A 23,433-nucleotide genomic window follows, 5' to 3' on the forward strand; every position below is an offset into this window, starting at 1 on the left:
AGCCTGGCCGATACAGAGAACAGGCGCGCACAAGACCTCGTAAAACAGTGACGCCGGACTGACACCCGTTCCACGGGCCAGTGATTACGGCAAGGACGCTCGTTGTTTCCATCATCCGAGAGTCCTCCTATGTCCTTGCGTAATCTGAATATCGCGCCCCGTGCCTTCCTCGGTTTTGCCTTTATTGCCCTGTTGGTGATCGTGCTCGGCGTGTTTGCCGTCAACCGCATGTCGATCATCCGCCAGGCATCCATCGACATGGAAACCAATCAACTGCCCAGCGTTGGCTACCTTGGGGTCGTCACGGAAAACGTTCTGCGCATGCGGATTCTGTCGTTCCGGGTCTTGGTCAATCGTGAGCCGGCCAGCCTGCAAGAGGCCCAGACTCGCATCGGTGTGCTGGTGGACAAGGTGCGTGGTGCTCAGGCCAGTTATGCCGCGCTGCCCGCCGGTGGCGAGGAGGCCGCACAATACAAGGCTTTCGCTGCGACACTTGAGAACTACCTGCAAGCGCAGAGCCAGATGCTGGAGTTGTCGCGCCAGGACAAGGTCGAAGAGATGCGCACCCTGATCAACACCCGGATCAAAGAGGGCACCGATCAGATGGGTGAGCAGCTCAACAAGCTGATTGCGATCAACACCGCCGATGCGAAAACCGCGTCGGCGCAGGCCGGCGAGCATTTCGATAGCGCAATCACCGGCATCATTATCGTCGCGGTAATTGCCGCGTTGGCGACCGTCCTGCTGGCCCTGCTGCTGACCCGCAGCATCGTCAACCCGCTGAACCGCGCGGTGCAGGCCGCGCAAACCATTGCCGGTGGCAACCTCAGCAAAACCATCGAGGTCGACGGCAAGGACGAACCGGCCCGTCTGCTCGAAGCCCTGGCGGCGATGCAGACCAACCTGCGCAAGACCATCGAGCAGATCGCCGGCTCCGCAACCCAGTTGGGCGCAGCGGCCGAAGAACTCAGCGCGGTGACGGAAGAGGCCGCCCGTGGCGTGCAGCAGCAGAACGACGAAATCGAGCAGGCCGCCACCGCCGTGAATGAAATGACCGCGGCGGTGGAAGAGGTCGCGCGCAATGCCGTGTCGACTTCCGAGGCGTCGAACCAGTCGAACCACGCCGCCCGCGAAGGCCGCGACCAAGTGGTGAAAACCGTCGACGCGATCCAGACCATGACCCGTGACGTGCAGAACACTGCACAAATGATCGAGGGCCTGGCCGCTCAGGGCCGCGACATCGGTAAGGTGCTGGACGTGATCCGCGCCATCGCCGAGCAGACCAACCTGCTGGCGCTCAACGCGGCGATCGAAGCAGCCCGCGCCGGTGAGGCCGGACGTGGCTTTGCGGTGGTGGCGGACGAAGTGCGTGCCTTGGCCCATCGCACTGCGCAATCGACTCAGGAAATCGAAAAAATGGTCGCCGGCATCCAGAACGGCACCGGCGAAGCGGTCGAGTCGATGCAGCAGAGCAACCAGCGCACCCAGTCGACCCTGGAAATGGCCCGCGCCGCCGGCATCGCACTGGAGCAGATCACTCAGTCGATCAACCTGATCAACGAGCGCAATCTGGTGATCGCCAGCGCCTCCGAAGAACAGGCCCAGGTGTCGCGCGAGGTCGACCGCAACCTGGTGAATATTCGCGATCTGGCCACGCAATCGGCCGCCGGGGCCAACCAGACCAGCGCCGCGACCCACGAATTGTCGCGTCTTGCGGTGGATTTGAATGCCATGGTGGCGCGTTTCGTGATTTGAGATAGGGTGAAGGCTGGAGACCGCGCAAACAGGAGAGGTAAATGCGCTATTCAGCCTTGACCCAACGAATCGCCGGGGAAGGAGCAGCAGCCTGGCGGATTCATGACCGAGCGCTGGAGTTACGCGCGCAAGGCGTCGATGTGTTGCTGCTGTCGGTGGGCGATCCGGACTTCGACACGCCGCTGCCGATCATCCATGGCGCCATCGACAGCCTGTTGGCCGGCGATACACATTATTCGGAGGTGCGCGGCCGGCTGGAGCTGCGCAACCTGATCGCCGAGCGCCATCAGCGGCACTGCGGGCAAATCGTCGATGCCGAGCAGGTGATTGTGCTGCCGGGCGCACAATGTGCGGTGTATTCAGTGGCGCAATGCCTGCTGGACCCGGGCGATGAAGTGATCGTCGCCGAGCCGATGTACGTGACCTATGAAGGTGTGTTCGGCGCGTGCGGCGCGACCGTGGTGCCCGTGCCGGTTCGCCCGGACAACGGCTTTCGCGTCGACCCGGCGGACGTTGCGGTGCGAATTACCCCGAAGACCCGGGCCATGTTGCTCAACAGCCCCAATAACCCCTCGGGCGCCAGTCTGTCGCTGCCGATCTGGCAGGCACTGGCGGCGCTGTGCGTGGGCCATGACTTGTGGCTGATCAGCGATGAGGTCTACAGCGATCTGTTGTACGAGGGCGAACACGTCAGCCCGGCGAGTCTGCCGGGCATGGCCGAGCGCACGGCGACCATCAACAGCCTGTCGAAATCCCACGCCATGACCGGTTGGCGGATCGGCTGGATGATCGGCCCCAGGGAGTTGGCCGAACATCTGGTGAACCTGTCGCTGAGCATGTTGTTCGGCCTGCCTGACTTTGTGCAGAAAGCCGCGCAGGTGGCGCTGGAAAAGGATCTCCCGGAAGTGACGCAGATGCGCGAGGAGTATCGCTTGCGCCGGGATCTGGTGTGCGAGCGTCTGCGCGGCTGCCCGGGGCTGTACCCGATCGTTCCGGATGGCGGGATGTTTGTGATGGTCGATGTGCGCCAGACCGGCCTTGGCGCCCAGGACTTTGCCGAGCGCCTGCTTGAGGGCTACGGGGTTTCGGTGCTGGCCGGCGAAGCCTTCGGGCCGAGTGCGGCGGGACACATCCGCATCGGCCTGGTGGTGGATCGGGTGAAACTGGCCGACGCCTGTTCGCGGATTGCCTTGTGCGCGGCGCAACTGTTGCAGGCGCGTACGGCCTGAGGTTCCTGTGGTGCCTGTGCCGGCCGCTTTCGCGGGCTTGCCCCCGAAAGCGGCCTGGCAGGCGGCGATAATCTCAACCCTGCCAGGCCGCTGGATTCACCAGATTCGCAGGTTTTTCCCCACTCAACGCCGTCAGCAGATTCTCCACCGCGCACCGCGCCATCGCTTCCCGCGTTTCATGGGTGGCTGACCCCATGTGCGGCGTGGCGACCACGTTGCTCAATTGCAGCAACGGTGAGTCATGGTTCAGCGGTTCGTGCTCGAACACGTCCAGGCCCGCAGCGCGAATGCGCTGGTGACGCAAGGTGTCGATCAGCGCCGCTTCGTCCACCACTTTGCCCCGTGAAATGTTGATGAAAATGCTCTCGGGACGCATCAATGCGAACTGTTCGGCACCGATCAGGCCTTCGGTCTGCGCAGTCAGCGGCAAGGTCAGGCAAACGAAATCCGCTTCCTGCAACAACGCTTCGAGGCTGCGGTAATGCGCATCGAAGCGTGCCTCGACCGTCGGTTTGCGCGACTGGCTGTGATAGATCACCGGCATGCCGAAACCGAAATGCCCGCGCTGGGCCAGCGCCTCGCCGATCCGGCCCAGGCCGATGATGCCCAGGGTCTTGCCATGCACATCGGTGCCGAAGTGCGCCGGGCCGATGCTGCGATGCCACTGACCGCCGCGCACCAGGTTCGCCAGTTCCACCACCCGCCGGGCTGTCGCCAGAATCAGCGCGAAACCGGTGTCGGCGGTGGTTTCGGTGAGCACGTCCGGGGTGTTGGTCAGCAGGATACGGCGGCGGGTCAGGTAATCGATGTCGTAGTTGTCGACGCCCACCGAAACACTGGAAACCGCTTGCAGCTGCGGTGCCAGATCGAGCAACGGCGCGTCCAGTTTCAGGCTGGCACCGAGCAAACCGTGAGCGCCGGGCAGGGCGTCGCGCAGTTTCATCAGGCCATCGGTGTCGAGGCTGTCGATCAGCGTGACGTCCACCTGCTGATGCAGGCGCGCCATCAACAGCGGTGAGAGTTTCTTGTACAGCACAACCTGCTTTTTCATCGCAGTCATCTCTTGGGCAATTCAGGAATGGGCCGGCAGCGGACGCGGTGCGACACGCGGGGCGATCACCCGGTCACTGGCGCCGGGCTTGAGAAAAATCGTCAGCACTACCGACAGCAGCAACGCGCCGCTCATCAACAGATACGAAGCGCCGGGCGAGCCGGTGGAGCTGTTGAGGTAACCGACCAGATAGGAGCCGCCGAACGAGCCGAGTGCGCCCATGCTGTTGATCAGCGCCATGGCCCCGCCGGCTACGTTGGCCGGAAGGATTTCCGGGACAATCGCGAAAAACGGTCCGTATGGGGCGTACATACAGGCGCCGGCAATCACCAGCAAGGTGTACGACCACCAGAAATGCTCCGCGCCCAGGGCGTAGGAGCCGTAGAACGCGATCGATGCGATCAGCAGCGGTGGCCAGACGAAGCGTTTGCGCTTTTGCAGTTTGTCCGAACCCCACGACACCAGCAGCATGCCGATCACCGCCGCCAGATACGGCAGCGCCGACAGCCAGCCGGCCTCGACCATGTCCATCTGCGCGCCGGACTTGAGGATCGACGGCAGCCACAGCACGAAACCGTAGACACCGATGCTCCAGCAGAAGAATTGCAGCGCGAGGATGATCACCTTCGGCGAACGGAAGGCTTCGGCATAGTTCTTCACCGCTTTGATCCCGACCTGTTCGGCGGCCAGCGCGCTTTCCAGATCGTGCTTTTCCTGGTCGTTGAGCCACTTGGCCTGGGCCGGACGATCATCCGCCAGACGCCACCAGATAAATGCCCAGAACACGGCCGGCAGGCCTTCGATGATGAACATCCAGCGCCAGCTGAAATGCTGCACCAGATACCCCGAGACCACCGACATCCACAGCATCGTCACCGGGTTGCCGAGGATCAGGAACGTGTTGGCCCGCGAGCGTTCGGCACGGGTGAACCAGTGGCAGAGGTAGACCAGCATCGCCGGCATCACCGCTGCCTCGACCACGCCGAGCATGAAGCGGATGACAATCAGCCAATAGGCGTTGGAGACCACGCCGGTCAGGGTGGCGAGGCCGCCCCAGAGAATCAGGCTGACGAAGATCAGTTTCTTGACGCTGTGCTTTTGCGCGTAGATCGCGCCCGGCACCTGGAAGAAAAAGTAACCGAGGAAGAACAGCGCACCGAGCAACGAGGAAAGGCCCGGCGTGATCATCAGGTCGGCGGCCATGCCCGACGCGGCGGCGAAGCCGTAGTTGGCGCGATCCAGATACGCCAGGCTGTAGGTGATGAACACGATGGGCATGATGTACCACCAGCGGCGGGTGGCAAGGGTTGCGGTTTTCATGGTTGTTGCTCCTGAGCTTGTTGTTTTTGTCGCAGCAGGTTCAATTAACGGTTGTCTTCGCGGGCAGGCCCGCTCTCACGGGTCATGGGGTTGTCAGCGGTTCGCGGAGGGTGGCTTCGAATTCGGCAGTGAGTTCGGCGCGTGTCGGCAGGCCTTCCATGTCTCCGCGACTCTGCACCGCGCGGCTGCCGATCCAGTTGGCGCGTCTGACCGCGTCGGCAAAACTCTGGTGCTCGAGCAGGGCGCTGATCATGCCGACGGCAAAGCCATCCCCGGCGCCCACGGTGTCGACCACGGTTTCCACCGGCACCCCGGCGACGAATCCTTCGTCCAGGTGGGTGCGGAAATACGCACCCTGCGGGCCAAGTTTGATCGCGACGGCTTCGGCGCCCTGATCCAGGTAAAACCCGGCGATGTCTGCCGGATCTTCAAAACCGGTGAGCAGACGACCTTCACTCAGTCCCGGCAACACCCAATGGGCGAGGGCGGCGAGGCGGTTGGTCTGGGTGATCATTTCCCGCTCGCTGGCCCACAGGCTTGGGCGCAGGTTGGGGTCGAAGGAGACACTGCGGCCGGCGTCACGCATGCGGGTCATCAGCTCGAACGACATGGCCCGACTGCTGGCCGACAGCGCGGCCGGAATCCCGGTGGCGTGCAGGTGAAGGGCACCGAGCAGGGCCGGGGTGATCGATTCGGGCGACAGGTGACTGGCCGCCGAGCCACGACGGAAGTACTCGACCGTCGGGTCGCTGCCATCGTCGCTGCGCGACTTGAGCTGGAACCCGGTCGGGTGTGTTGCGTCCACCGCGACATGACTGCAATCGAGGCCTTCTTTAGCCAGCGTTTCGACCACGAAGCGTCCGAGGGAATCGGCGCCGACCCGGCTCAGCCAGGCGACATTGAAACCGAGTCGCGACAGGCCGATGGCGACGTTGCTGTCGGCCCCGGCAATGCGTTTGTGAAACTGCGCGACCGCCGCCAGATCGCCACTCTGTTCGGCGACGAACATCGCCATGGTTTCGCCGAACGACAGGATATCGATCTCAGACATGGGCAGGCTCCAGGCGGGATTGGCCGAGGCGGGCGAGGGCGGCGACGTGTTCGTGGGTCAGTTGCAGCAGATCGTCGCCTTGCAGCGGGTATTCGGCGGCGCGCATAACGCCTTGGGCCATGTGCCGCAGCAGTTGTTCCCACAGATGCAGGTCACTCACGGCGGGCGGCACGGCGACCAGTTTGCCGTCGGCGCGACGGGCCACGGCCTTGCAATGCACATAACCGACATGCCGGCCCAACAGGCGCGCGGCGCTGGTGGCGGACTGGTCTTGCCATTGCCAGTTGCCGATGTCGAAAGTCATTTTGATCGGCAGGTCGTGCTGCTCGACAGCGGCGAAGAAACGCTGGAACGGCTCGATCCGCCCGCCATGCAGAGTCTGGTCGTTTTCCACCAGCAGTTGCACCGGGCTGTGTTTGATCAGGTGTTCCAAGGCCTGGAGATCGTTGTTGTCGGTGAAGAAACCGAGGGAAACCTTCAGCCACTTCGCACCGAACGCCTGCGCCCGTTGCAAAGCGGTGACGAGTTCGGGATTGGGCCGCGCCTGCCCGGCCAGCCACAGTTCGATGGGCGAGGAATAGATGCTTTGCAGCCCGGCCTCATGGGTGGCGGCCGCCAGTTGTTCGGGGACTTCGTTGGTCAGCAGTTCCTCGCGCCACTCGATGCGATTGGCGCCGGCCAGTGCCAGCGTCTCGATGAACGAGCCTTGGCCACGCTGGCGCACAAGGTCGGCGCCGTAGCTGGACAGGCTGATGGAAATGGCAGGTTTATTCATTGTTATTGACCTCTGAAACCGGTTTCATTTTTGTTCAAAAAAATATCGCGGCTTCTCCGCCCCTCTTGGGAGCGGGCTCGCCTGCGAAAGTATCAGTTCAAGCGCCGCCAACCTTTCGGGTCGATCCCCGCTCAATCAGCACCGGCGCAAAATCCAGTAATCGCGCCGCCGTGTCATCCCCGCGCAAGCGCCTGAGCAGGCACTCGAACGCCTGCGCGCCGATCTCGGCGGTCGGTTGGGCGAGGGCCGTGATGCCGCTGCCCACCAGCGGATACCAATCCAGGTCATCCAAGGCAATCAGCCCGACGTCCTCGAACAACCGGCATCCGATATCGCGCAACGCACGGGTGCAGGCCAGCGCCGCCACGCCGTTGGCGCAGAACAGCGCTTTGGGTCCGGTGGACGGACTGTTGAGAAAGGTTTGCAGGCTGGCGGCCAGCGAATCACCGGTTTCCTGCACCGCCCCGGTCAGGTGCCCGCGCTCGGCGATGTGTCGGTGAAAACTGTTGACCCGTTCGATCCGCGAACTGGTTCCGTCGAAGGGTTCGGTCACCAGCAGCACGTCGCGAAATCCTTGGTGTTGCAGGTGATCGAGGGCCATCTGTACGGCTTGCGGGTTGTTCAGCCCGACCATGTCGCTGTCGAGCCCGTCGACCTTGCGATCCACCAGCACCAGCGGCATTTCCCGTTGCAGCTCATGCAGTTCGTCGCGGTGATGGCCGAGGGTGTTCACGATCAGGCCTTCGATGTTGTACGAGCGCAACAGCGCCAGGTGTTGGCGTTCCTGCTCGTCATCGCGGTCGGTGTTGCACACCACCAGGCTGTAGCCGTGCTGACGGCAGGCGGTTTCCACGCCATGCATCACGGCAATCGAATAAGGGTTGCGGATATCGGCCACCAGCATGCCGATCAGGCGCGTGCGGCCGCGTTTCAGACCACGGGCCATCTGGTTGGGGCGATAACCCAGTTCGGCGATGGACTGTTCGATGCGCAGGGCAATGGCGTCGGAGAGCAGGGCGCGGTCGTCGCCAATGAAACGCGAGACGCTGGCCTTGGAAACACCGGCATGTTCGGCAACGTCGAGCATGGTCACGCGGCTGCGCTGGGCGGCGGAAAAGTCGTTCACGGTCTGAAACCTTATTATTGGATTTGTCGGGTTGGCTCCCTGAGACGCGAGAGCTGAAACCGGTTTCAGGAAACACCAGAAGCCAATCTGCCGTCAAGTAAATGATCGGCCCGAAGCGCAGAAGCGCCGACCAACGGCGTTCAAGCCCAGATGCTCGACCACGCCGAAACCAGCAATAAAACCGCCATGACCCGATTCAGCCGCTGCAAGGCACGCGGTGATCGCAGCCAGCGTGTGGAGCCGGCGCCGAGCAACGCCCACATGCCAAGGCAGGGCAGGGACACCAGGAAAAACGCCAGTGACAGGATCAGCACGCGCGTCACGCGGCCTTCACTGTCCCCCGCGAATACGCTGACCACCGCCAGCGCCATCATCCAGGTTTTCGGATTGACCAGTTGCAGGCCGGCGGCACCGGTCAGGCCGAGTCGGCCACGGCTTTCCTGTGCGCCTAGTTCAACCGCAGGCGCCCGGTAAATCTGCCACGCCAGATAACTCAGCCAGGCCACGCCAAACGCTTGCATGGCGTGTTGCATACCGGGCAATTGCGTCAGCAGCGGACCGGCACCGCTGCCCACTGCCAGCACCAACAGCGCAGCGGCCGCGCAGGCACCCAGAATGATCGGCAACGCCGCCGTCAGGCCGTAACGCGCGCTGTTGCTGAACACCAGAATATTGGTCGGGCCGGGCGTGATCGACGCGACGAACGCGAACAGCAGGAAGGGCAATAACGTCGGGAGGGTGGACAACATCGCAGGCAACTCCGTTGAGGATCAATGACCTCGATCTTCAACGGTCGCGCAAGGGCCTGTCTGGAAGATTTGAGCAGCGCTTGCGGTACATCGCCGGCGTCAGGCCATAGGCGCGGACGAACCAGCGACCGAGGTGGCTCTGGTCGGCGAAACCCAGTTGAGTGGCGACGGTGACCGGATGCTCACCGCCTGCCAGCAGACGCCGGGCAATCGACAGGCGCAGTTGCACCAGATAGGCGTGGGGCGCCAGACCATAAGCGGCCTTGAATGCGCGGGTCAGGCGAAAGCGATCAACGCCGGTGGCCACGGCCAGTTGCTGCAAACCGATGTCTTGTTGCGCATGAGCGTGCAGATACTCGCGAGCCTTTTGCGCCACCAGCGGCAGGCGCGGATCTTCGGAATAACGCTGGCGCCAGTGCAGATGTTGCGTGAGGCGTTCGAGCAGGCCGTCCAATGCGGTCTGACGGACGATTTTCAGCTCGCCGCCGTGCAGCGCCTGAAACGCCTGACTGGTGGCCTGCGCCAGAAACGGATCGGTGGCGAGGGTCCGGGCGAAACTCAACTGGCTGTTGAGCGGTGCGTTTTCGAACAGCGAGGCCAGTTCCCGTTCCAGCCACTGCGGGTCGAGGTAGAGCATGCGGTAGGTGAAACCGCCCTCGGTGGGGGCTTCGCCGTCATGAATGTCGCCGGGTTCGAGCAGAAAGACCTTGCCCGGTGTGCTCTGGTGTCGGGTGCGGCGGCAGTTGAATTGCTGCACGCCTTGCTCGGTGACACCCACCAGATAGCTGTCATGCCAGTGCGGATCATAGGCATGGCCTTCGAAATGCGCGCGCAGAGTCTCGATGCCGGTATCGGCGTCCTGGGCTAGATCGATCCAGTTACGAGCGCTCATGGGGCACCTGTCAGTCGAGGGTTCGGCCAATCTAGCGCCGCACCACGGGCGATGCCTAGAAGATTTGTGCAGCCGTCAGCCGAACAGCCCTGCCGCGATATTGATCGAAAACCCCAGAATCGCGGTGTTGAAGACGAATCCAAGCAGCGACTGCGCCAGGACGATTTTGCGCAAGTCGCGACTGGCGACACCGACGTCCGCCGTCTGCACCGCCACGCCGATGGTGAACGAGAAGTACAGGAAGTCCCAGTAATTGGGGGTGGTCAGGCCTTCGGCGAAACGCAGGGCTGGCTCCTTGCCGTCCCAGGTGTAGAACAGGCGTGCGTAATGCACGCTGAAAATCACCCCGATCAACAGCCACGAACCGATCACGGTCAGCGCGGTGAAACCGTAGTGCAGCAGCTTTTGGGTGGCGTCCAGATCCTTGCTGCCGGCCAGTTCCAGGGTGATGGTGGCCAGGCTCGCCAGTGCGGCGATGCACACCAGCAGCAGCACGAGGCCGGCGTTTTCATCTTCGATTTCGGCGATCCGCTGCACGTCCGGCGCCTTGGCCCGGGCGGTGAGCCAGAGCATCAGGATCAGGTACGTCCACACCCCGGCATTCCAGCCGATGAGGATTTTGCTGGTGAGCGAACCGGCGGGAACCAGCAGCCCCGTGGCGAGGCCAAGCAACGCGGCGGCGGACAGGCGAGGGTGGGTGCGGGCAAGGAAGCGCATGGGAACTCGATGGGCCAGGGTGTGCTGACACCTTAGCCCAGCGTGACGTTGTGTGACCACTGGGGGACCGGGCTTGTCCGCGAAGAGGCCGTGTCAGTCGACATCACTGCCAGATGACACGCCGATTTCGCGACCAGCCCAGGTCCCCATGGTTTTATGGATGCTTCGTGGATTTGCGCACCAGTTTCATGACCACCACAAAGAACACCGGCACAAAGATCACGGCCAGGGTGGCGGTGATCATGCCGCCGATCACGCCCGTACCGATGGCTTGCTGGCTCGCCGAGCTGGCACCGGTGGCGATTGCCAGCGGCACCACGCCCAGGATGAACGCCAGGGACGTCATGACGATCGGGCGCAGGCGCAGGCGAGCCGCTTGCAGCGTGGCGTCGATCAGGTCGTGGCCTTCGTCATACAGACTCTTGGCAAACTCGATGATCAGGATCGCGTTCTTCGCCGACAGACCGATGATGGTGATCAGGCCCACTTTGAAGAACACATCGTTGGGCATGCCGCGCAAGGTCACCGCCAGCACCGCGCCGAGCACGCCCAGCGGCACTACCAGCAGCACCGAAGTCGGAATCGACCAGCTCTCGTACAGTGCCGCCAGACACAGGAACACAATCAGCAACGACAGGCCGAGCAGAATTGGCGCCTGACTGCCGGACAAGCGTTCCTGCAACGACAGGCCGGTCCATTCCTGACCGAGTCCGGCCGGCCCCTGGGCGACCAGGCGCTCGATTTCGGCCATGGCTTCACCGGTGCTGTGACCGGGTGAAGGTTCGCCCGAGATCGAAATCGCCGGATAGCCGTTGTAGCGCGTCAGTTGCGCAGGGCCTTGGGTCCATTTGGCGGAAACAAACGCCGACAACGGCACCATGCTGCCACCCGTGTTGCGCACATGCATTTTCAGCAGATCGTCGACCTGGCTGCGGCGGTCGCCTTCGGCCTGCACCACCACACGCTGCATGCGGCCTTGGTTGGGGAAGTCGTTGACGTAGGTCGAACCGACGGCTGCGGCCAGCACATTGGCGATGTCGGCAAACGACACGCCCAGGGCTTCGGCCTGCTTGCGATCCACCTCCAGTTGCACCTGTGGCGCTTCGGCCAGGGCACTTTCGCGGACGTTCATCAGAATCGGGCTTTTCTCGGCCGCCGCCAGCAACTCGGTGCGCGCCTGCATCAGCGTTGCATGGCCGAGGCCGCCGCGATCCTGCAAGCGGAACTCGAAACCACTGGAAGTCCCCAGGCCATCCACCGGCGGCGGCAGCACCGCGAACACCATGGCGTCCTTGATCTGGCTCAGGGCGGCGTTGGCGCGGTCGGCGATCGAACTTGCCGAGTCATCGCTGCTGCGTTGCGACCAGTCCTTGAGGGTGGTGAATGCCAGTGCCGCGTTCTGTCCGCTGCCGGAAAAACTGAAACCGAGAATCACCGTGCTGTCACCCACGCCCGGTTCGCCGGCGTTGTGCGCTTCGATCTGCTCGACCACCTTCACCGTGCGGTTCTTGCTCGCGCCGGGCGGCAATTGAATGTCAGTGATGGTGTAACCCTGATCCTCCACCGGCAGGAACGAGGAGGGCAGACGCGCGAAGCACCAGCCCAGGCCCACCAGCAACACCACGTAGATCAGCAAGTAGCGGCCGGTGCGTTTCAGCGCATAGCCGACCCAACCCTGATAACGCACGGTCAGGCGTTCGAAGCGGCGGTTGAACCAGCCGAAGAAGCCGGTTTTTTCGTGATGCTCGCCCTTGGCGATCGGCTTGAGCAGCGTTGCGCACAGCGCCGGGGTCAACGTCAGGGCGAGGAATGCCGAAAACAGGATCGAGGTCGCCATCGACAGCGAGAACTGCTGATAGATCACGCCCACCGAACCTTGCATGAACGCCATCGGAATGAACACCGCCACCAGCACCAGAGTGATCCCGATGATCGCCCCGGTGATCTGCTGCATCGCCTTGCGCGTCGCTTCCTTGGGCGACAGGCCTTCGGTGGCCATGATCCGCTCGACGTTCTCCACCACCACGATCGCGTCGTCCACCAGAATACCGATCGCCAGCACCATGCCGAACATGGTCAGCACGTTGATCGAGAAACCCAGCGCAAGCATGGTGGCGAAGGTGCCCATCAGCGCCACTGGCACCACCAGAGTCGGAATCAGCGTGTAGCGGATGTTCTGCAGGAACAGGAACATCACCGCGAACACCAGCAACATCGCTTCGCCGAGGGTGTAGACCACTTTGGTGATCGACACTTTGACGAACGGCGAGGTGTCGTACGGGATCTTGTACTCCACCCCGGCCGGGAAGTAACGCGACAGCTCATCCATCTTCGCGCGGATCAGGGTGGCGGTATTCAGGGCATTGGCCCCCGGCGACAACTGCACGCCCACGGCGGTGGACGGTTTGCCGTTCAGACGGGTGCCGAACTGGTATTCCTGGCTGCCGATTTCGACCCGGGCGACATCCTTGATACGCACGGTGGAGCCGTCCGGGCGGGCTTTGAGCACGATGTCGGCGAAATCTTCCGGCGTCGAGAGCTGGCCCTTGACCAGAATGGTCGCGGTGATTTCCTGGCTGGAGGGCGCCGGCAAGTCGCCGATGCTGCCGGCCGGAACCTGCACGTTCTGCGCGGCGATCGCGGCGTTGACGTCTGCCGGAGTCAAATTGAAAGCGATGAGTTTCTGCGGATCGATCCAGATCCGCATCGCCCGCTCGGCGCCATACAGCTGGGCCTTGCCGACGCCGTCCAGACGCTTGATTTCGTTCATCACGTTGCGCGCCAGGTAGTCGCTGAGCGCCACGTCGTCGAGTTTGCCGTCGCTGGAGGTCAGGGTGATCAGCAGCAGGAAGCCCGAAGACACCTTCTCGACCTGCAAGCCTTGCTGGTTCACTGCTTGCGGCAGGCGCGACTCCACCACTTTGAGGCGGTTTTGCACGTCGACCTGGGCCAGTTCCGGGTTGGTGCCCGGCTGGAACGTGGCCTTGATGGTGGCGCTGCCGAGGCTGCTCTGGGATTCGAAATACAGCAGGTGATCGGCGCCGTTGAGCTCTTCCTCGATCAGGCTGACCACACTTTCGTCGATGGTCTGCGCCGAAGCACCGGGGTAGGTGGCGTTGATTTCGATCTGCGGCGGCGCGACGTCAGGGTACTGCGCCACCGGCAATTGCGGGATGGCCAGCGCACCGGCCAACAGGATGAACAGCGCGACCACCCAGGCGAACACCGGGCGGTCGATAAAGAACTGCGGCATATAAAAGCGTCCTGCTTACTGACCAGAGGTCTGGGCAAGTGGAAGAGGGGTGTCGTCGATCTGCACGGTTTCGCCGGGCCGGGCGTGTTGCAGGCCTTCGGTGACGATGCGGTCGCCGGGCTTGAGGCCGCCGATGACGATCCAGCGATCGTTCTGCACCGCGCCGAGCTGAACCGGTTGCTGGGCGATGCGCATCTGCTCGTCGACCGTCAGCACCTGCGCGACACCGGCGCTGTCTCGCTGCACCGCGCGCTGTGGCACGGTGAGGCCATGCTGGATCACCGCTTGTTCGAGGCGTACGCGAATGAAGCTGCCGGGCAGTAAGTCCAGATCCGGGTTGGGGAATTCGCTGCGCAGGGTGATCTGCCCGGTGCCCGGGTCGACAGTGATATCGCTGAACAGCAACTTGCCCGGCAACGGATAAAGGCTGCCGTCGTCCTGAATCAGCGTGGCTTTGACCTGGTCCTGGCCGATCTGCTGCAACTGTCCGGAGCGGAAGGCGCGGCGCAGTTCGTTGAGTTCACGGGTCGACTGGGTCACGTCGGCGTGGATCGGGTTCAGTTGCTGGATCAGCGCCAGTGGCGTGGTTTCGTTCTGCCCGACCAGGGCGCCTTCGGTCACCAGCGCGCGGCCGATGCGCCCGGAAATCGGCGCGGTGACGGTGGCGTAGCCCAGATTCAGTTTTGCCCGCTCTACGGCGGCCTTGTTGGCGGCCACGTCGGCGGCGGTCTGCCGGGCGTTGGCCCGCGCGTTGTCGTAATCCTGGGCGCTGATGGCCTTGTCGTCGATCAACTGGGCGTAGCGTTGTTCCTGCAATTTCGCCTGGAAGGCATTGGCTTCGGCCTTGCGCAGCGCGGCTTCGGCGCTGTCCAGGTCTGCCTTGAAGGGGGCCGGATCGATGCGGAACAGCACATCGCCCTTTTTCACGTCGCTGCCTTCGCGGTAGGTGCGTTGCAGCACGACACCCGCCACCCGTGCACGAACCTCGGCGATCCGTGGGGCGGCGATGCGTCCGCTCAGTTCGCTGCTGATCGCCAGGGGCTGGGCTTGCAGGGTCTCGATCCGCACGGTGGCCGGCGGTGCCTGCTCCTCGGTATCCGAGGACGAGCCACAGCCGCCGAGCGTCAGCGCCAATGTGAACAGACCGAGCCCGGCCAGCAGATTCTTCGACATGTACAACCCCCGATATTGATGTCCGTATCCTACGGACAGACGCCGAGGGTAGCGGTGAAGCTTTGTAGCTGCTGTGTGAAATTGTGTAAGGGTTTTACTCATGGACGGGTGAGGCCGTATATCCTTTATGCATCGAAATTTATTGCGACACAGATAGCGCTTTCGCGGGCAAGCCCGCTCCCACAGGGTTCTGGTGAGTACGTGGGAGCGGGCTTGCCCGCGAAGGCGGCCGATCAGTCGCCACAGCACTTTCTGGAACACCCCCCGATGCCCAATATTCTCCTGGTCGAAGACGACACGGCACTCGCCGAACTGATTTCCAGCTATCTGGAGCGCAACGGTTACTCCGTCTGCGTGATTGGTCGAGGCGATCATGTGCGCGAGCGGGCGCGACTCAATCCGCCGGATCTGGTGATTCTCGACCTGATGCTGCCGGGCCTCGACGGCTTGCAGGTCTGTCGCCTGCTGCGCGCCGATTCGGCAACGCTGCCGATCCTGATGCTCACCGCCCGCGACGACAGCCACGATCAGGTGCTGGGCCTGGAAATGGGCGCCGACGACTACGTCACCAAACCCTGCGAGCCGCGTGTGCTGCTGGCCCGGGTGCGCACCTTGCTGCGGCGCAGCAGCCTCGGCGAACCACAGACCGCCAACGACCAGATTCTGATGGGCAACCTGTGCATCGACCTGTCCGAGCGCACGGTCACCTGGCGCGGGCAACCGGTGGAGTTGTCCAGCGGCGAATACAACCTGCTGGTGGTGCTGGCCCGGCATGCCGGTGAAGTGCTGAGCCGCGACCAGATCCTGCAACGCCTGCGTGGCATCGAGTTCAACGGCACCGATCGCTCGGTGGACGTGGCGATTTCCAAGCTGCGGCGCAAGTTCGACGACCATGCCGGCGAGGCGCGCAAGATCAAGACCGTGTGGGGCAAGGGTTACCTGTTCAGCCGTTCCGAGTGGGAATGCTGAGCTGATGTTCAGAATCCTTTTTCGCCTGTATCTGGTGACGATCGTCTCCTATAGCGCAGCGATGTACCTGGTGCCAGATCTGGTGGTGATGGGCTTTCGCGAGCGCTTCGTCACCTACAACCTGGATTACTCCCGTGGCCTGCAATCGCTGATCACCAAGCAGTTTCGCGCCGTGCCGCAGGAACAATGGCCGGCGCTGGCGGCGTCGATGGACAAGGATTTCCAGCCGTTGCATATCATCCTGGCGAAAATCGAAGATGCCGAATTCACCGAGCCCGAGCGCGAACGTCTGCGCCGTGGCGAAAACGTGGTGCGCATCGGCGACTGGGGCTGGCGTACCCTGGCGGTGACGCCGCTGAACAGCGAAACAGCAGTGCAGATGGTGGTGCCGCCGGACCCGATGGACGTGAGTCTGCTGTACTGGAGCATCAACGTGCTGGTCGGCGCGGCGCTGCTCGCGTGTCTGCTGTTGTGGTTGCGTCCGCACTGGCGCGATCTGGAACGCCTCAAAGGCACGGCCGAGCGTTTCGGCAAGGGCCATCTCAGCGAGCGTACGCAAATCGCCCAGAGTTCGAACATCGGCAGTCTGGCCAACGTGTTCGACACCATGGCGGGCGATATCGAAAACCTGCTCAATCAACAGCGCGACCTGCTCAACGCCGTGTCCCACGAGTTGCGCACGCCGCTGACCCGGCTGGATTTCGGCCTGGCGCTGGCGCTGTCCGATGACCTGCCGGCCACCAGTCGCGAACGCCTGCAAGGGCTGGTGGCGCACATTCGTGAACTGGATGAGCTGGTGCTGGAATTGTTGTCGTTCAGCCGCTTGCAGAATCCATCGCGGTTGCCGGAACAGGTCGAGGTGTCGCTGGACGAGTTCATCGACAGCATTCTGGGCAGCGTCGATGAGTCGCTGGAGTCGCCGGAAATCGTTATCGATGTGCTGCTGCACGGGCAGTTGGAACGTTTCACCCTCGATCCGCGCCTGACCGCGCGGGCCATCCAGAACCTGCTGCGCAACGCCATGCGTTATTGCGAAAAGCGCATTCAGATCGGCGTGCAGGTGTGCCCGAAGGGCTGTGAAATCTGGGTCGACGATGACGGCATCGGTATTCCGGAGGATGAGCGGGACCGGATTTTCGAACCGTTCTATCGCCTGGATCGCAGTCGCGACCGGGCCACGGGCGGATTTGGACTGGGGCTGGCGATCAGCCGGCGGGCGCTGGAAGCGCAGGGCGGGACGCTGACTGTCGAGAGTTCTCCGCTGGGTGGGGCACGGTTCCGGTTGTGGCTGCCGACGCCGGTTTGAGGACGTCGCCGATTCTGGATTCGGCGACGTATTTTCAGGACGGCGGATTTCTCGAACATCCCCCAATCAGTTCCCTCTCCCTTGGGAGAGGGCCAGAGTGAGGGGCTGCGATCTCAGCCTTGAAGGGTCAGATCAGTTCGCTCGACCGGATCAAGCCAACCCCGGCCGTCTGCATCCGTTCGATCGCCACCGCCAGCGAGCCATTCAGGTCGATCGCCCGGCAGGCATCGGTCACCACAAACGCATTGAATCCCGCCGCCCGCGCATCCAGCGCGGAAAACATCACGCAGAAGTCCAGCGCCAGGCCGACCATATACAGTGTGTCGATGCCGCGCTCCTTGAGGTATCCGGTCAGCCCCGTGGGCGTGGCGCGGTCGGCTTCCAGAAACGCCGAATAGCTGTCGATGTCAGGGTTGCAGCCCTTGCGGATCACCAGTTGCGCGTGGGGCAGTTGCAGCGCAGGGTGAAACCCGGCGCCGGGCGTGGCTTGTACGCAATGATCCGGCCACAGGGTCTGTTCGCCGTAGGGCAACTGAATCACATCGTAGGGTTTGCGCCCCGGATGACTGGAAGCGAACGACGCATGTCCGGCCGGGTGCCAGTCCTGGGTGATGATGACTTGCTTGAACAGGCCACTCAGTCGGTTGATCAACGGGATGATCAGATCGCCCTCGGGCACCGCCAGTTGGCCGCCGGGGGTGAAGTCGTTCTGCACGTCGATGACCAGCAGCGCCGCGCGGGTTGAAATCTGCATCAGGGTTCCTCGTTGGGTAATCACTGGCCAAGCATAGCTTTTCTCAGGCGTTCAACCGCTCACGCAACAGTTGCGCCAGCTCTTCCAGCTGCGCCGGCGGGTTATGGCCGATCAGCATCCAGGCGTGTTCGCGTTCGCTCCAGTACACCACGTTCATGTCATGCCGGCGTTCGTGGGCCAGTGGCTGGCTGCCTTTGTTCGAGCGTGTGACGCACAGCGCCAGCGCCCCGTGCCGGGCATCAAGGAAGGTCATCTGGGCGATGGGCACGCCGTCGTACTCGAGCATTTGCGAGCGTTTCAGCTCGGCGCCGGGTAATTTGAGCGTGGCCGTCGACAGATTCAGCCCCAGCCGCGCATCGACGGTGCGCAACTGCGCCCGTTGCGACGCTTCGTCGGTCGGCAAATGATCGAGGGTTTGCGGCACGTACAGTGCCATGTAGTCGCCGACCAACCCGCGCCAGTTGTGCGATTGCCCGCTCTGCCAGGCAAGGAACAAGCGGTCGGCTGTCACGCCAACGGCCAGCAGGCCCGCAGCGGCGGCGCCGATGAACCAGCGCCGACTGAAACCGGGTCGGGCCGGCGAGGGCGCGGCGTCGAGCCGGGCTTGCAGGCGATCCAGCGGTGCTTGCAGCGCCAGTTCGTTGTAGGCGTTTTTGAAGGGCAGGTTGCTGCGGCTCAGCCATTGCACGCGTAGGCTGAGCAACGGGTCGTCGGCGATGGCGCTGTCGAGCAGGGTGCGTTGTTCGCGGTCGATTTCACCGTCCAGGTACGCCACCAGCAGTTCGTCCGAAGGCGTGTTCATGGCCGGTCTCCTCCGGTGGTTTTCGGCACCGCTTGCAGCGGCGGGTACTCGGCCAGTTTCAGGCGTGCGGTGGCCAGGCGACTCATCACCGTGCCGATCGGCACTTGCAGGATGTCGGCGACTTCGCGGTAGGAAAAACCTTCGACGTAGGCCAGATAAACCGTTTCGCGCTGGGCTTCGGGCAAGGCATCGACGCGGCGGATGACCTGCGCGGCCATGACGTGGGTCTGGGCCGCGTATTCACCGTCGAACGCCAGTTGCCCGTCGGCATCGCTGACGCCCTGGCCCTGGCGCACCCGGCGGGCGCGCACTTCGTTGAGCCAGATCGAATGCAGGATGCTCAGCAGCCAGCGATCCATGCGCGTCCCGGCCACGTACTGGTTCGCGCGTTCCAGCGCGCGCACGCAAGTGGCCTGCACCAGATCTTCGGCCACATGCTTGTTGCGCGACAGCAGCAGGCCGTAGCGCCAAAGGCGCGCCAGGTGCTGCCCGAGTTCGGCCCTGAAGGCCTGATCGCTGAAAATGATGGTCACCGCTTGTGTTCGTTTCAGGTTTTCGATGAGTCGTCGATGGCTTCGGCCAGGTCCCGGTATTCCTCGCAGTTGGTGCCGCAGATCGACTTGATTTGCTGCAACTGTTCCTGCGCGAGGTCGACACGTCCCTTGATCACATAGGCTTCACCCAGGTATTCGCGCACTTGCGCGTAGTGCGGATCGAGCTTCACCGATTGCAGGTAATAGCCGATGCCTTCGTCGGTCCGGCCCAGTTTGCGTGTGGCGTAACCGCGATAGTTCAAGGCCTTGGCGGTATTCGGCTGCTTGAGGGTATCAAGCAATGCCAAGGCCTCTTCGTAGCGACCGTCCTTCGCCAGACGATAGGCATAGTCGGTGCGGTCGGCATCCGGGACCAGGCTGCTGGTCTGCATCACGCATTTCTGCGTCTTGCTGTCATAAACCTGGCCCTTGGGGCAGCTGGGTTTCTGTACCGGCTCGTCTTCATCGCCATGAGCGAAGGCCAGCGGACTGGTCAAAACCGCGGCCATCAGCAACGGGGCGGCGAACATAACGGAACGGATAGTCATGGGCAAGGCTCCACAGTGGGTTACGTTTTACTTTGAACACCTCAGCGTGAAAATTTATTCATTGCTTTGTCAGTCGCCGTTCAAGGAAAGCTCAAATTCGAGGGCTATGCTCGTTGGCGTCCGTCGTCGATCCGGAGTTCTGCCATGAAAGATCAGGTTCATCATTCAGCCGCCACTGGCTACAAAACCGCCGCCGATACCTACATCAAGGGACGGCCGGACTATCCACCCCAGGTCAGCGAATGGCTTACCCGCACGCTCGGGCTGGACGGGCATAAAACCGTGATCGATCTTGGCGCCGGAACCGGCAAGTTCACCGGACGGCTGGTGGCGACCGGCGCGCAGGTGATCGCCGTGGAACCGGTCGCGCAGATGCTGGAAAAACTCGCCGACACCTGGCCGGATGTGCTGGCGGTAAGCGGCACGGCAAGCGATCTGCCGTTGCCGGACGCCTCGGTAGACGCAGTGGTCTGTGCCCAGGCCTTCCATTGGTTCGCCAGTCGCGAGGCACTGGACGAGATTGCCCGGGTGCTCAAGCCCGGTGGCAAGCTCGGGCTGATCTGGAACCTGCGTGACACCCAGGTCAGTTGGGTGCCGAAGCTCGACGCCATCGTCAATGCACTGGAAGGCGATACGCCGCGTTATTACACCGGGGCGTGGCGCAAGGCGTTTCCGCATCCGGCGTTCGGCGCGTTGCAGGTGCAGCAGTTTCACCATGGGCACACCGGCTCGCCGGAGGATGTGATTTTCAATCGGGTACGCTCCACCAGTTTCATCGCGGCGCTGCCTCAGGCGCAGCGGGCAAAGATCGACGAGCAGATTCGCGGGCTGATTGCCGAAGAGCCGGAGTTGCAGGGCAGGGACGTGGTCACGGTGCCTTACGAGACAGCGGCGTTTGTAGTGGTGAAGGGCGGTTAGTTCCACACCTTCAGCGGGGCGGATGAGTCCTGTCTTTGGCCGAACCGCCGCCACGTTGCCTTGTTATAGTTCGGGCCTCATTTTCAGCCCGGTAAAGGATTTCTGCCATGACTCAATACACCGCCTTCAGCGTCGAACTGGCCGACAACATCGCCCATGTGCAGATCAATCGCCCGGAAAAGATCAACTCGATGAACGCCGCGTTCTGGAGTGAAATTGTCGAGGTGTTCCAGTGGATCGAAGACACCGATGAAGTGCGGGTGGTGGTACTCAGCGGTGCCGGCAAACACTTTTCCTCCGGCATCGACCTGATGATGCTGGCCGGCGTCGCCAATGAGCTGGGCAAAGACGTCGGGCGCAACGCGCGCCTGCTGCGGCGCAAGATCCTGACCCTGCAAGCCTCGTTCAATGCGGTCGACAATTGCCGCAAGCCAGTGCTGGCGGCGATCCAGGGTTACTGCCTGGGCGGCGCCATCGACCTGATCGCCGCCTGCGACATGCGTTACGCCGCCGACGACGCACAATTCTCGATCAAGGAAATCGATATCGGCATGGCCGCCGACGTCGGCACCCTGCAACGGTTGCCACGGATCATCGGTGACGGCATGCTGCGTGAGCTGGCCTACACCGGTCGCACCTTTGGTGCCGAAGAGGCGCGCAGCATCGGCCTGGTCAATCGCGTCTACAGCGACAAGGACAGCCTGCTCGAAGGCGTGATGGACATCGCCCGGGACATCGCCGGCAAGTCGCCGATCGCGGTCACCGGCACCAAGGAAATGATCAGCTACATGCGTGACCATCGTATCGACGACGGTCTGGAGTACGTTGCCACCTGGAACGCCGCCATGCTGCAATCCACCGACTTGCGCGTGGCAATCGCTGCCCACATGAGCAAACAGAAACCCGAATTTCTGGATTGAGAAACCATGACATCTCGCTGGACCACTGCAGTACTGGACACTGATCAACCGGGCGGCTGGGCCGTGGCGCGCAGCCCCGAAGGTTTTCTGTTCGATGACAACGGCGCGCTGTTCCCCCGGGAATGGCTCAAGCGTCAGGACTTGTCGATCCTCGCCGAGCATGGCATCGGCCATCTCGACGGCGAGCCGGTGTATCTGCTGGAGCTGCGCAGTCACAGCGAGGTGCCGGGTTGCAACTGGAAAGGCCTGCGCGCGTTCATGCTCGAAGGCGATCACACCGTCTACAAGGTTCTGGGGTATGCCGCGCAGATTGGCACATGGGCGCGGGAGCACCGGTTCTGCGGCAATTGCGGTCAGGCCATGACCCAGGTGCCACGGGAGCGGGCGATGTATTGCCAGCCCTGCGATCTGCGCAGTTATCCACGGATTTCGCCGAGCATGATCGTGCTGGTGACCCGAGGCGACGAAGTGCTGCTGGCGCGTTCCCCGCGTTTTGTCAGCGGGGTCTACAGCACTCTGGCCGGTTTCGCCGAGCCGGGGGAGTCGGCCGAGGATTGCCTGATCCGCGAAGTGCGCGAGGAAGTCAGCATCGAGGTGCAGAACATCCAGTACATGGGTAGCCAGTGCTGGCCGTTCCCGCATTCGATGATGCTGGGTTTCCATGCCGAATATGCCGGGGGCGAGATTGTCTGTCAGGAAGACGAGATCGAAGACGCCCAGTGGTTCAACGTGCACGAGCTGCCGCCGTTGCCGGCGTCACGCTCGATTGCCCGTTATCTGATCGACGTCTACGTGGCGCGGCGCTTAGGCCACGCTGAACCAGTGCTGCCAGGCTAGACGCACGGTCAATCCCAGCACCACGGTGATGAACACCGGACGAATGAACTTGGCGCCGCCGCTGATCGCGGTGCGCGCGCCGAAGAACGCGCCGACCATCACCGACAGGCCCATGGCCAGGCCGATGATCCAGTCCACCTGCCCGGAAAACACGAACACCGACAGCGCCGCGATGTTGCTGACGAAGTTCATGCTGCGCGCCACACCGCTGGCCTTGACCAGGTCGATCGGGTAGAGCAGCAGGCTGCTGACGGTCCAGAACGCGCCCGTACCTGGGCCGGCGACACCGTCATAGAAGCCGAGGCTGAAGCCCTGAGTCGATTGCCACTTCTTCTTGATTGGCGCGTCGCTGTCCAGTGGCGCTTTCGGCGTCCCGCCAAACAGCAGGTACACACCGCAGGCGAACACGATCACCGGCAGCATCTTGTTCAGCCATTCCGCTGGCAGGTAGTGGGCGACGATGGCGCCGCTCAGGGCGCCGACCAATGTACCGACGATGGCGTGTGTCCACTGCCGAGGGTGGAACAGCTTGCGACGGTAGAAGGTGAAACTGGCGGTGGCCGAACCGAAGGTCGAACTGAGTTTGTTGGTGCCCAGCACCAGATGTGGCGGCAGGCCGGCGGTGAGCAGTGCCGGGGTGGTCAACAGTCCGCCGCCGCCGGCGATGGCGTCGATGAATCCGGCAAGGAAAGCAACAGCGGCCAGAATGGCCAGGGTGGTGAGGTCAACGCTGAGTTCGAAAGGCATGGAATCGG

22 protein-coding genes are annotated in these 23,433 nt (G+C 62.9%); 7 read left to right on the forward strand and 15 right to left on the reverse strand.

All coding sequences use genetic code 11. The features are described from left to right. The first annotated feature begins 129 nt into the window (after positions 1–129). Complete coding sequence (locus KVQ74_RS04805) at positions 130–1,755, forward strand: methyl-accepting chemotaxis protein (protein ID WP_217829844.1); 1,626 nt, start codon at positions 130–132, stop codon at positions 1,753–1,755. A gap of 41 nt (positions 1,756–1,796) precedes the next feature. Further along, a complete protein-coding gene (locus KVQ74_RS04810; protein WP_217829845.1) occupies positions 1,797–2,984 on the forward strand; it encodes a pyridoxal phosphate-dependent aminotransferase in 1,188 nt (395 codons plus the stop codon). Positions 2,985–3,057: 73 nt separating this feature from the next. Here KVQ74_RS04810 and KVQ74_RS04815 read toward each other — a convergent pair whose 3' ends face one another. The 10 genes from KVQ74_RS04815 to KVQ74_RS29745 form a co-directional block, all read right to left on the reverse strand. After that, entirely contained in the window at positions 3,058–4,035 is a 978-nt protein-coding gene (locus tag KVQ74_RS04815) for a 2-hydroxyacid dehydrogenase (protein ID WP_217829846.1), read from the reverse strand. 21 nt (positions 4,036–4,056) lie between these two features. Then, the gene (locus KVQ74_RS04820; protein ID WP_217829847.1) at positions 4,057–5,355 is read right to left on the reverse strand and encodes an MFS transporter; all 1,299 of its coding nucleotides are present in this window, start codon (positions 5,353–5,355) and stop codon (positions 4,057–4,059) included. Positions 5,356–5,437: 82 nt separating this feature from the next. Continuing rightward, positions 5,438–6,406 (reverse strand): sugar kinase, encoded by a 969-nt coding sequence (locus KVQ74_RS04825; RefSeq protein WP_217829848.1) that lies wholly within the window; start codon positions 6,404–6,406, stop codon positions 5,438–5,440. Further along, a complete protein-coding gene (locus KVQ74_RS04830; protein WP_217829849.1) occupies positions 6,399–7,181 on the reverse strand; it encodes a sugar phosphate isomerase/epimerase family protein in 783 nt (260 codons plus the stop codon). The genes KVQ74_RS04825 and KVQ74_RS04830 overlap by 8 nt, the downstream gene beginning before the upstream one ends. A gap of 97 nt (positions 7,182–7,278) precedes the next feature. Next, complete coding sequence (locus KVQ74_RS04835) at positions 7,279–8,307, reverse strand: LacI family DNA-binding transcriptional regulator (RefSeq protein WP_318837752.1); 1,029 nt, start codon at positions 8,305–8,307, stop codon at positions 7,279–7,281. A 140-nt stretch (positions 8,308–8,447) separates the two neighbouring features. Further along, entirely contained in the window at positions 8,448–9,056 is a 609-nt protein-coding gene (locus tag KVQ74_RS04840) for a LysE family translocator (RefSeq protein ID WP_217829850.1), read from the reverse strand. A 37-nt stretch (positions 9,057–9,093) separates the two neighbouring features. Further along, on the reverse strand, positions 9,094–9,948 hold the full coding sequence (locus KVQ74_RS04845; RefSeq protein WP_217829851.1) for an AraC family transcriptional regulator: 855 nt from the start codon (positions 9,946–9,948) through the stop codon (positions 9,094–9,096). Positions 9,949–10,023: 75 nt separating this feature from the next. Next, positions 10,024–10,665 carry a DUF1345 domain-containing protein gene (locus tag KVQ74_RS04850; protein ID WP_217829852.1) on the reverse strand — a complete coding sequence of 214 codons (642 nt, stop codon included), beginning with the start codon at positions 10,663–10,665 and terminating at the stop codon, positions 10,024–10,026. 154 nt (positions 10,666–10,819) lie between these two features. After that, positions 10,820–13,918: an efflux RND transporter permease subunit gene (locus KVQ74_RS04855; RefSeq protein ID WP_217829853.1), complete on the reverse strand. Its 3,099-nt coding sequence runs from the start codon at positions 13,916–13,918 to the stop codon at positions 10,820–10,822. A gap of 15 nt (positions 13,919–13,933) precedes the next feature. Beyond that, positions 13,934–15,091 (reverse strand): efflux RND transporter periplasmic adaptor subunit, encoded by a 1,158-nt coding sequence (locus KVQ74_RS29745; RefSeq protein ID WP_217829854.1) that lies wholly within the window; start codon positions 15,089–15,091, stop codon positions 13,934–13,936. Positions 15,092–15,358: 267 nt separating this feature from the next. Here KVQ74_RS29745 and KVQ74_RS29750 point away from each other — a divergent pair, with 267 nt between their 5' ends. Continuing rightward, positions 15,359–16,060 (forward strand): response regulator transcription factor, encoded by a 702-nt coding sequence (locus KVQ74_RS29750; protein ID WP_217829855.1) that lies wholly within the window; start codon positions 15,359–15,361, stop codon positions 16,058–16,060. Between the two features lie 4 nt (positions 16,061–16,064). Further along, entirely contained in the window at positions 16,065–17,366 is a 1,302-nt protein-coding gene (locus KVQ74_RS04870) for an ATP-binding protein (RefSeq protein WP_217829856.1), read from the forward strand. Between the two features lie 127 nt (positions 17,367–17,493). Here the strand turns inward: KVQ74_RS04870 and pncA are convergent, their stop codons facing one another. The 4 genes from pncA to KVQ74_RS04890 all read right to left on the reverse strand — a co-directional run bounded on the left by pncA (position 17,494) and on the right by KVQ74_RS04890 (position 20,003). Further along, positions 17,494–18,120 carry a bifunctional nicotinamidase/pyrazinamidase gene (gene pncA / locus KVQ74_RS04875; RefSeq protein WP_217829857.1) on the reverse strand — a complete coding sequence of 209 codons (627 nt, stop codon included), beginning with the start codon at positions 18,118–18,120 and terminating at the stop codon, positions 17,494–17,496. Positions 18,121–18,163: 43 nt separating this feature from the next. Further along, positions 18,164–18,922 (reverse strand): anti-sigma factor family protein, encoded by a 759-nt coding sequence (locus KVQ74_RS04880; protein WP_217829858.1) that lies wholly within the window; start codon positions 18,920–18,922, stop codon positions 18,164–18,166. Then, on the reverse strand, positions 18,919–19,404 hold the full coding sequence (locus KVQ74_RS04885) for an RNA polymerase sigma factor (RefSeq protein WP_217829991.1): 486 nt from the start codon (positions 19,402–19,404) through the stop codon (positions 18,919–18,921). The genes KVQ74_RS04880 and KVQ74_RS04885 overlap by 4 nt, the downstream gene beginning before the upstream one ends. Positions 19,405–19,469: 65 nt before the next feature. After that, on the reverse strand, positions 19,470–20,003 hold the full coding sequence (locus KVQ74_RS04890) for a tetratricopeptide repeat protein (protein WP_217829859.1): 534 nt from the start codon (positions 20,001–20,003) through the stop codon (positions 19,470–19,472). 144 nt (positions 20,004–20,147) lie between these two features. Between KVQ74_RS04890 and KVQ74_RS04895 the strand changes: the two genes are divergently transcribed. From KVQ74_RS04895 to nudC, 3 genes are all read left to right on the forward strand, one after another. Then, positions 20,148–20,921, forward strand: coding sequence for a class I SAM-dependent methyltransferase (locus KVQ74_RS04895; RefSeq protein WP_217829860.1), 774 nt, complete (start codon positions 20,148–20,150; stop codon positions 20,919–20,921). Positions 20,922–21,028: 107 nt separating this feature from the next. Beyond that, entirely contained in the window at positions 21,029–21,841 is an 813-nt protein-coding gene (locus KVQ74_RS04900) for a crotonase/enoyl-CoA hydratase family protein (RefSeq protein WP_217829861.1), read from the forward strand. Positions 21,842–21,847: 6 nt separating this feature from the next. Then, a complete protein-coding gene (gene nudC / locus KVQ74_RS04905) occupies positions 21,848–22,678 on the forward strand; it encodes an NAD(+) diphosphatase (RefSeq protein ID WP_217829862.1) in 831 nt (276 codons plus the stop codon). On the opposite strand, the gene KVQ74_RS04910 is transcribed toward nudC, so the two are convergent. Beyond that, positions 22,646–23,425 carry a TSUP family transporter gene (locus KVQ74_RS04910; RefSeq protein ID WP_217829863.1) on the reverse strand — a complete coding sequence of 260 codons (780 nt, stop codon included), beginning with the start codon at positions 23,423–23,425 and terminating at the stop codon, positions 22,646–22,648. The genes nudC and KVQ74_RS04910 overlap by 33 nt on opposite strands. Positions 23,426–23,433 lie beyond the last annotated feature (8 nt).

Source organism: Pseudomonas botevensis, assembly GCF_019145475.1.
In the GTDB taxonomy this organism is placed as follows: domain Bacteria; phylum Pseudomonadota; class Gammaproteobacteria; order Pseudomonadales; family Pseudomonadaceae; genus Aquipseudomonas; species Aquipseudomonas botevensis.

Coding starts and splice junctions, on each gene's coding strand:
- KVQ74_RS04870 (WP_217829856.1), top strand. CDS start 16,065: ATGTTCAGAATCCTTTTTCGCCTGTATCTGGTGACGATCGTCTCCTAT.
- KVQ74_RS29745 (WP_217829854.1), bottom strand. CDS start 15,091: ATGTCGAAGAATCTGCTGGCCGGGCTCGGTCTGTTCACATTGGCGCTG.
- KVQ74_RS29750 (WP_217829855.1), top strand. CDS start 15,359: ATGCCCAATATTCTCCTGGTCGAAGACGACACGGCACTCGCCGAACTG.
- KVQ74_RS04850 (WP_217829852.1), bottom strand. CDS start 10,665: ATGCGCTTCCTTGCCCGCACCCACCCTCGCCTGTCCGCCGCCGCGTTG.
- KVQ74_RS04895 (WP_217829860.1), top strand. CDS start 20,148: ATGAAAGATCAGGTTCATCATTCAGCCGCCACTGGCTACAAAACCGCC.
- KVQ74_RS04805 (WP_217829844.1), top strand. CDS start 130: ATGTCCTTGCGTAATCTGAATATCGCGCCCCGTGCCTTCCTCGGTTTT.
- KVQ74_RS04855 (WP_217829853.1), bottom strand. CDS start 13,918: ATGCCGCAGTTCTTTATCGACCGCCCGGTGTTCGCCTGGGTGGTCGCG.
- KVQ74_RS04845 (WP_217829851.1), bottom strand. CDS start 9,948: ATGAGCGCTCGTAACTGGATCGATCTAGCCCAGGACGCCGATACCGGC.
- KVQ74_RS04880 (WP_217829858.1), bottom strand. CDS start 18,922: ATGAACACGCCTTCGGACGAACTGCTGGTGGCGTACCTGGACGGTGAA.
- KVQ74_RS04910 (WP_217829863.1), bottom strand. CDS start 23,425: ATGCCTTTCGAACTCAGCGTTGACCTCACCACCCTGGCCATTCTGGCC.
- pncA (WP_217829857.1), bottom strand. CDS start 18,120: ATGCAGATTTCAACCCGCGCGGCGCTGCTGGTCATCGACGTGCAGAAC.
- KVQ74_RS04890 (WP_217829859.1), bottom strand. CDS start 20,003: ATGACTATCCGTTCCGTTATGTTCGCCGCCCCGTTGCTGATGGCCGCG.
- KVQ74_RS04840 (WP_217829850.1), bottom strand. CDS start 9,056: ATGTTGTCCACCCTCCCGACGTTATTGCCCTTCCTGCTGTTCGCGTTC.
- KVQ74_RS04825 (WP_217829848.1), bottom strand. CDS start 6,406: ATGTCTGAGATCGATATCCTGTCGTTCGGCGAAACCATGGCGATGTTC.
- nudC (WP_217829862.1), top strand. CDS start 21,848: ATGACATCTCGCTGGACCACTGCAGTACTGGACACTGATCAACCGGGC.
- KVQ74_RS04820 (WP_217829847.1), bottom strand. CDS start 5,355: ATGAAAACCGCAACCCTTGCCACCCGCCGCTGGTGGTACATCATGCCC.
- KVQ74_RS04830 (WP_217829849.1), bottom strand. CDS start 7,181: ATGAATAAACCTGCCATTTCCATCAGCCTGTCCAGCTACGGCGCCGAC.
- KVQ74_RS04815 (WP_217829846.1), bottom strand. CDS start 4,035: ATGAAAAAGCAGGTTGTGCTGTACAAGAAACTCTCACCGCTGTTGATG.
- KVQ74_RS04810 (WP_217829845.1), top strand. CDS start 1,797: ATGCGCTATTCAGCCTTGACCCAACGAATCGCCGGGGAAGGAGCAGCA.
- KVQ74_RS04900 (WP_217829861.1), top strand. CDS start 21,029: ATGACTCAATACACCGCCTTCAGCGTCGAACTGGCCGACAACATCGCC.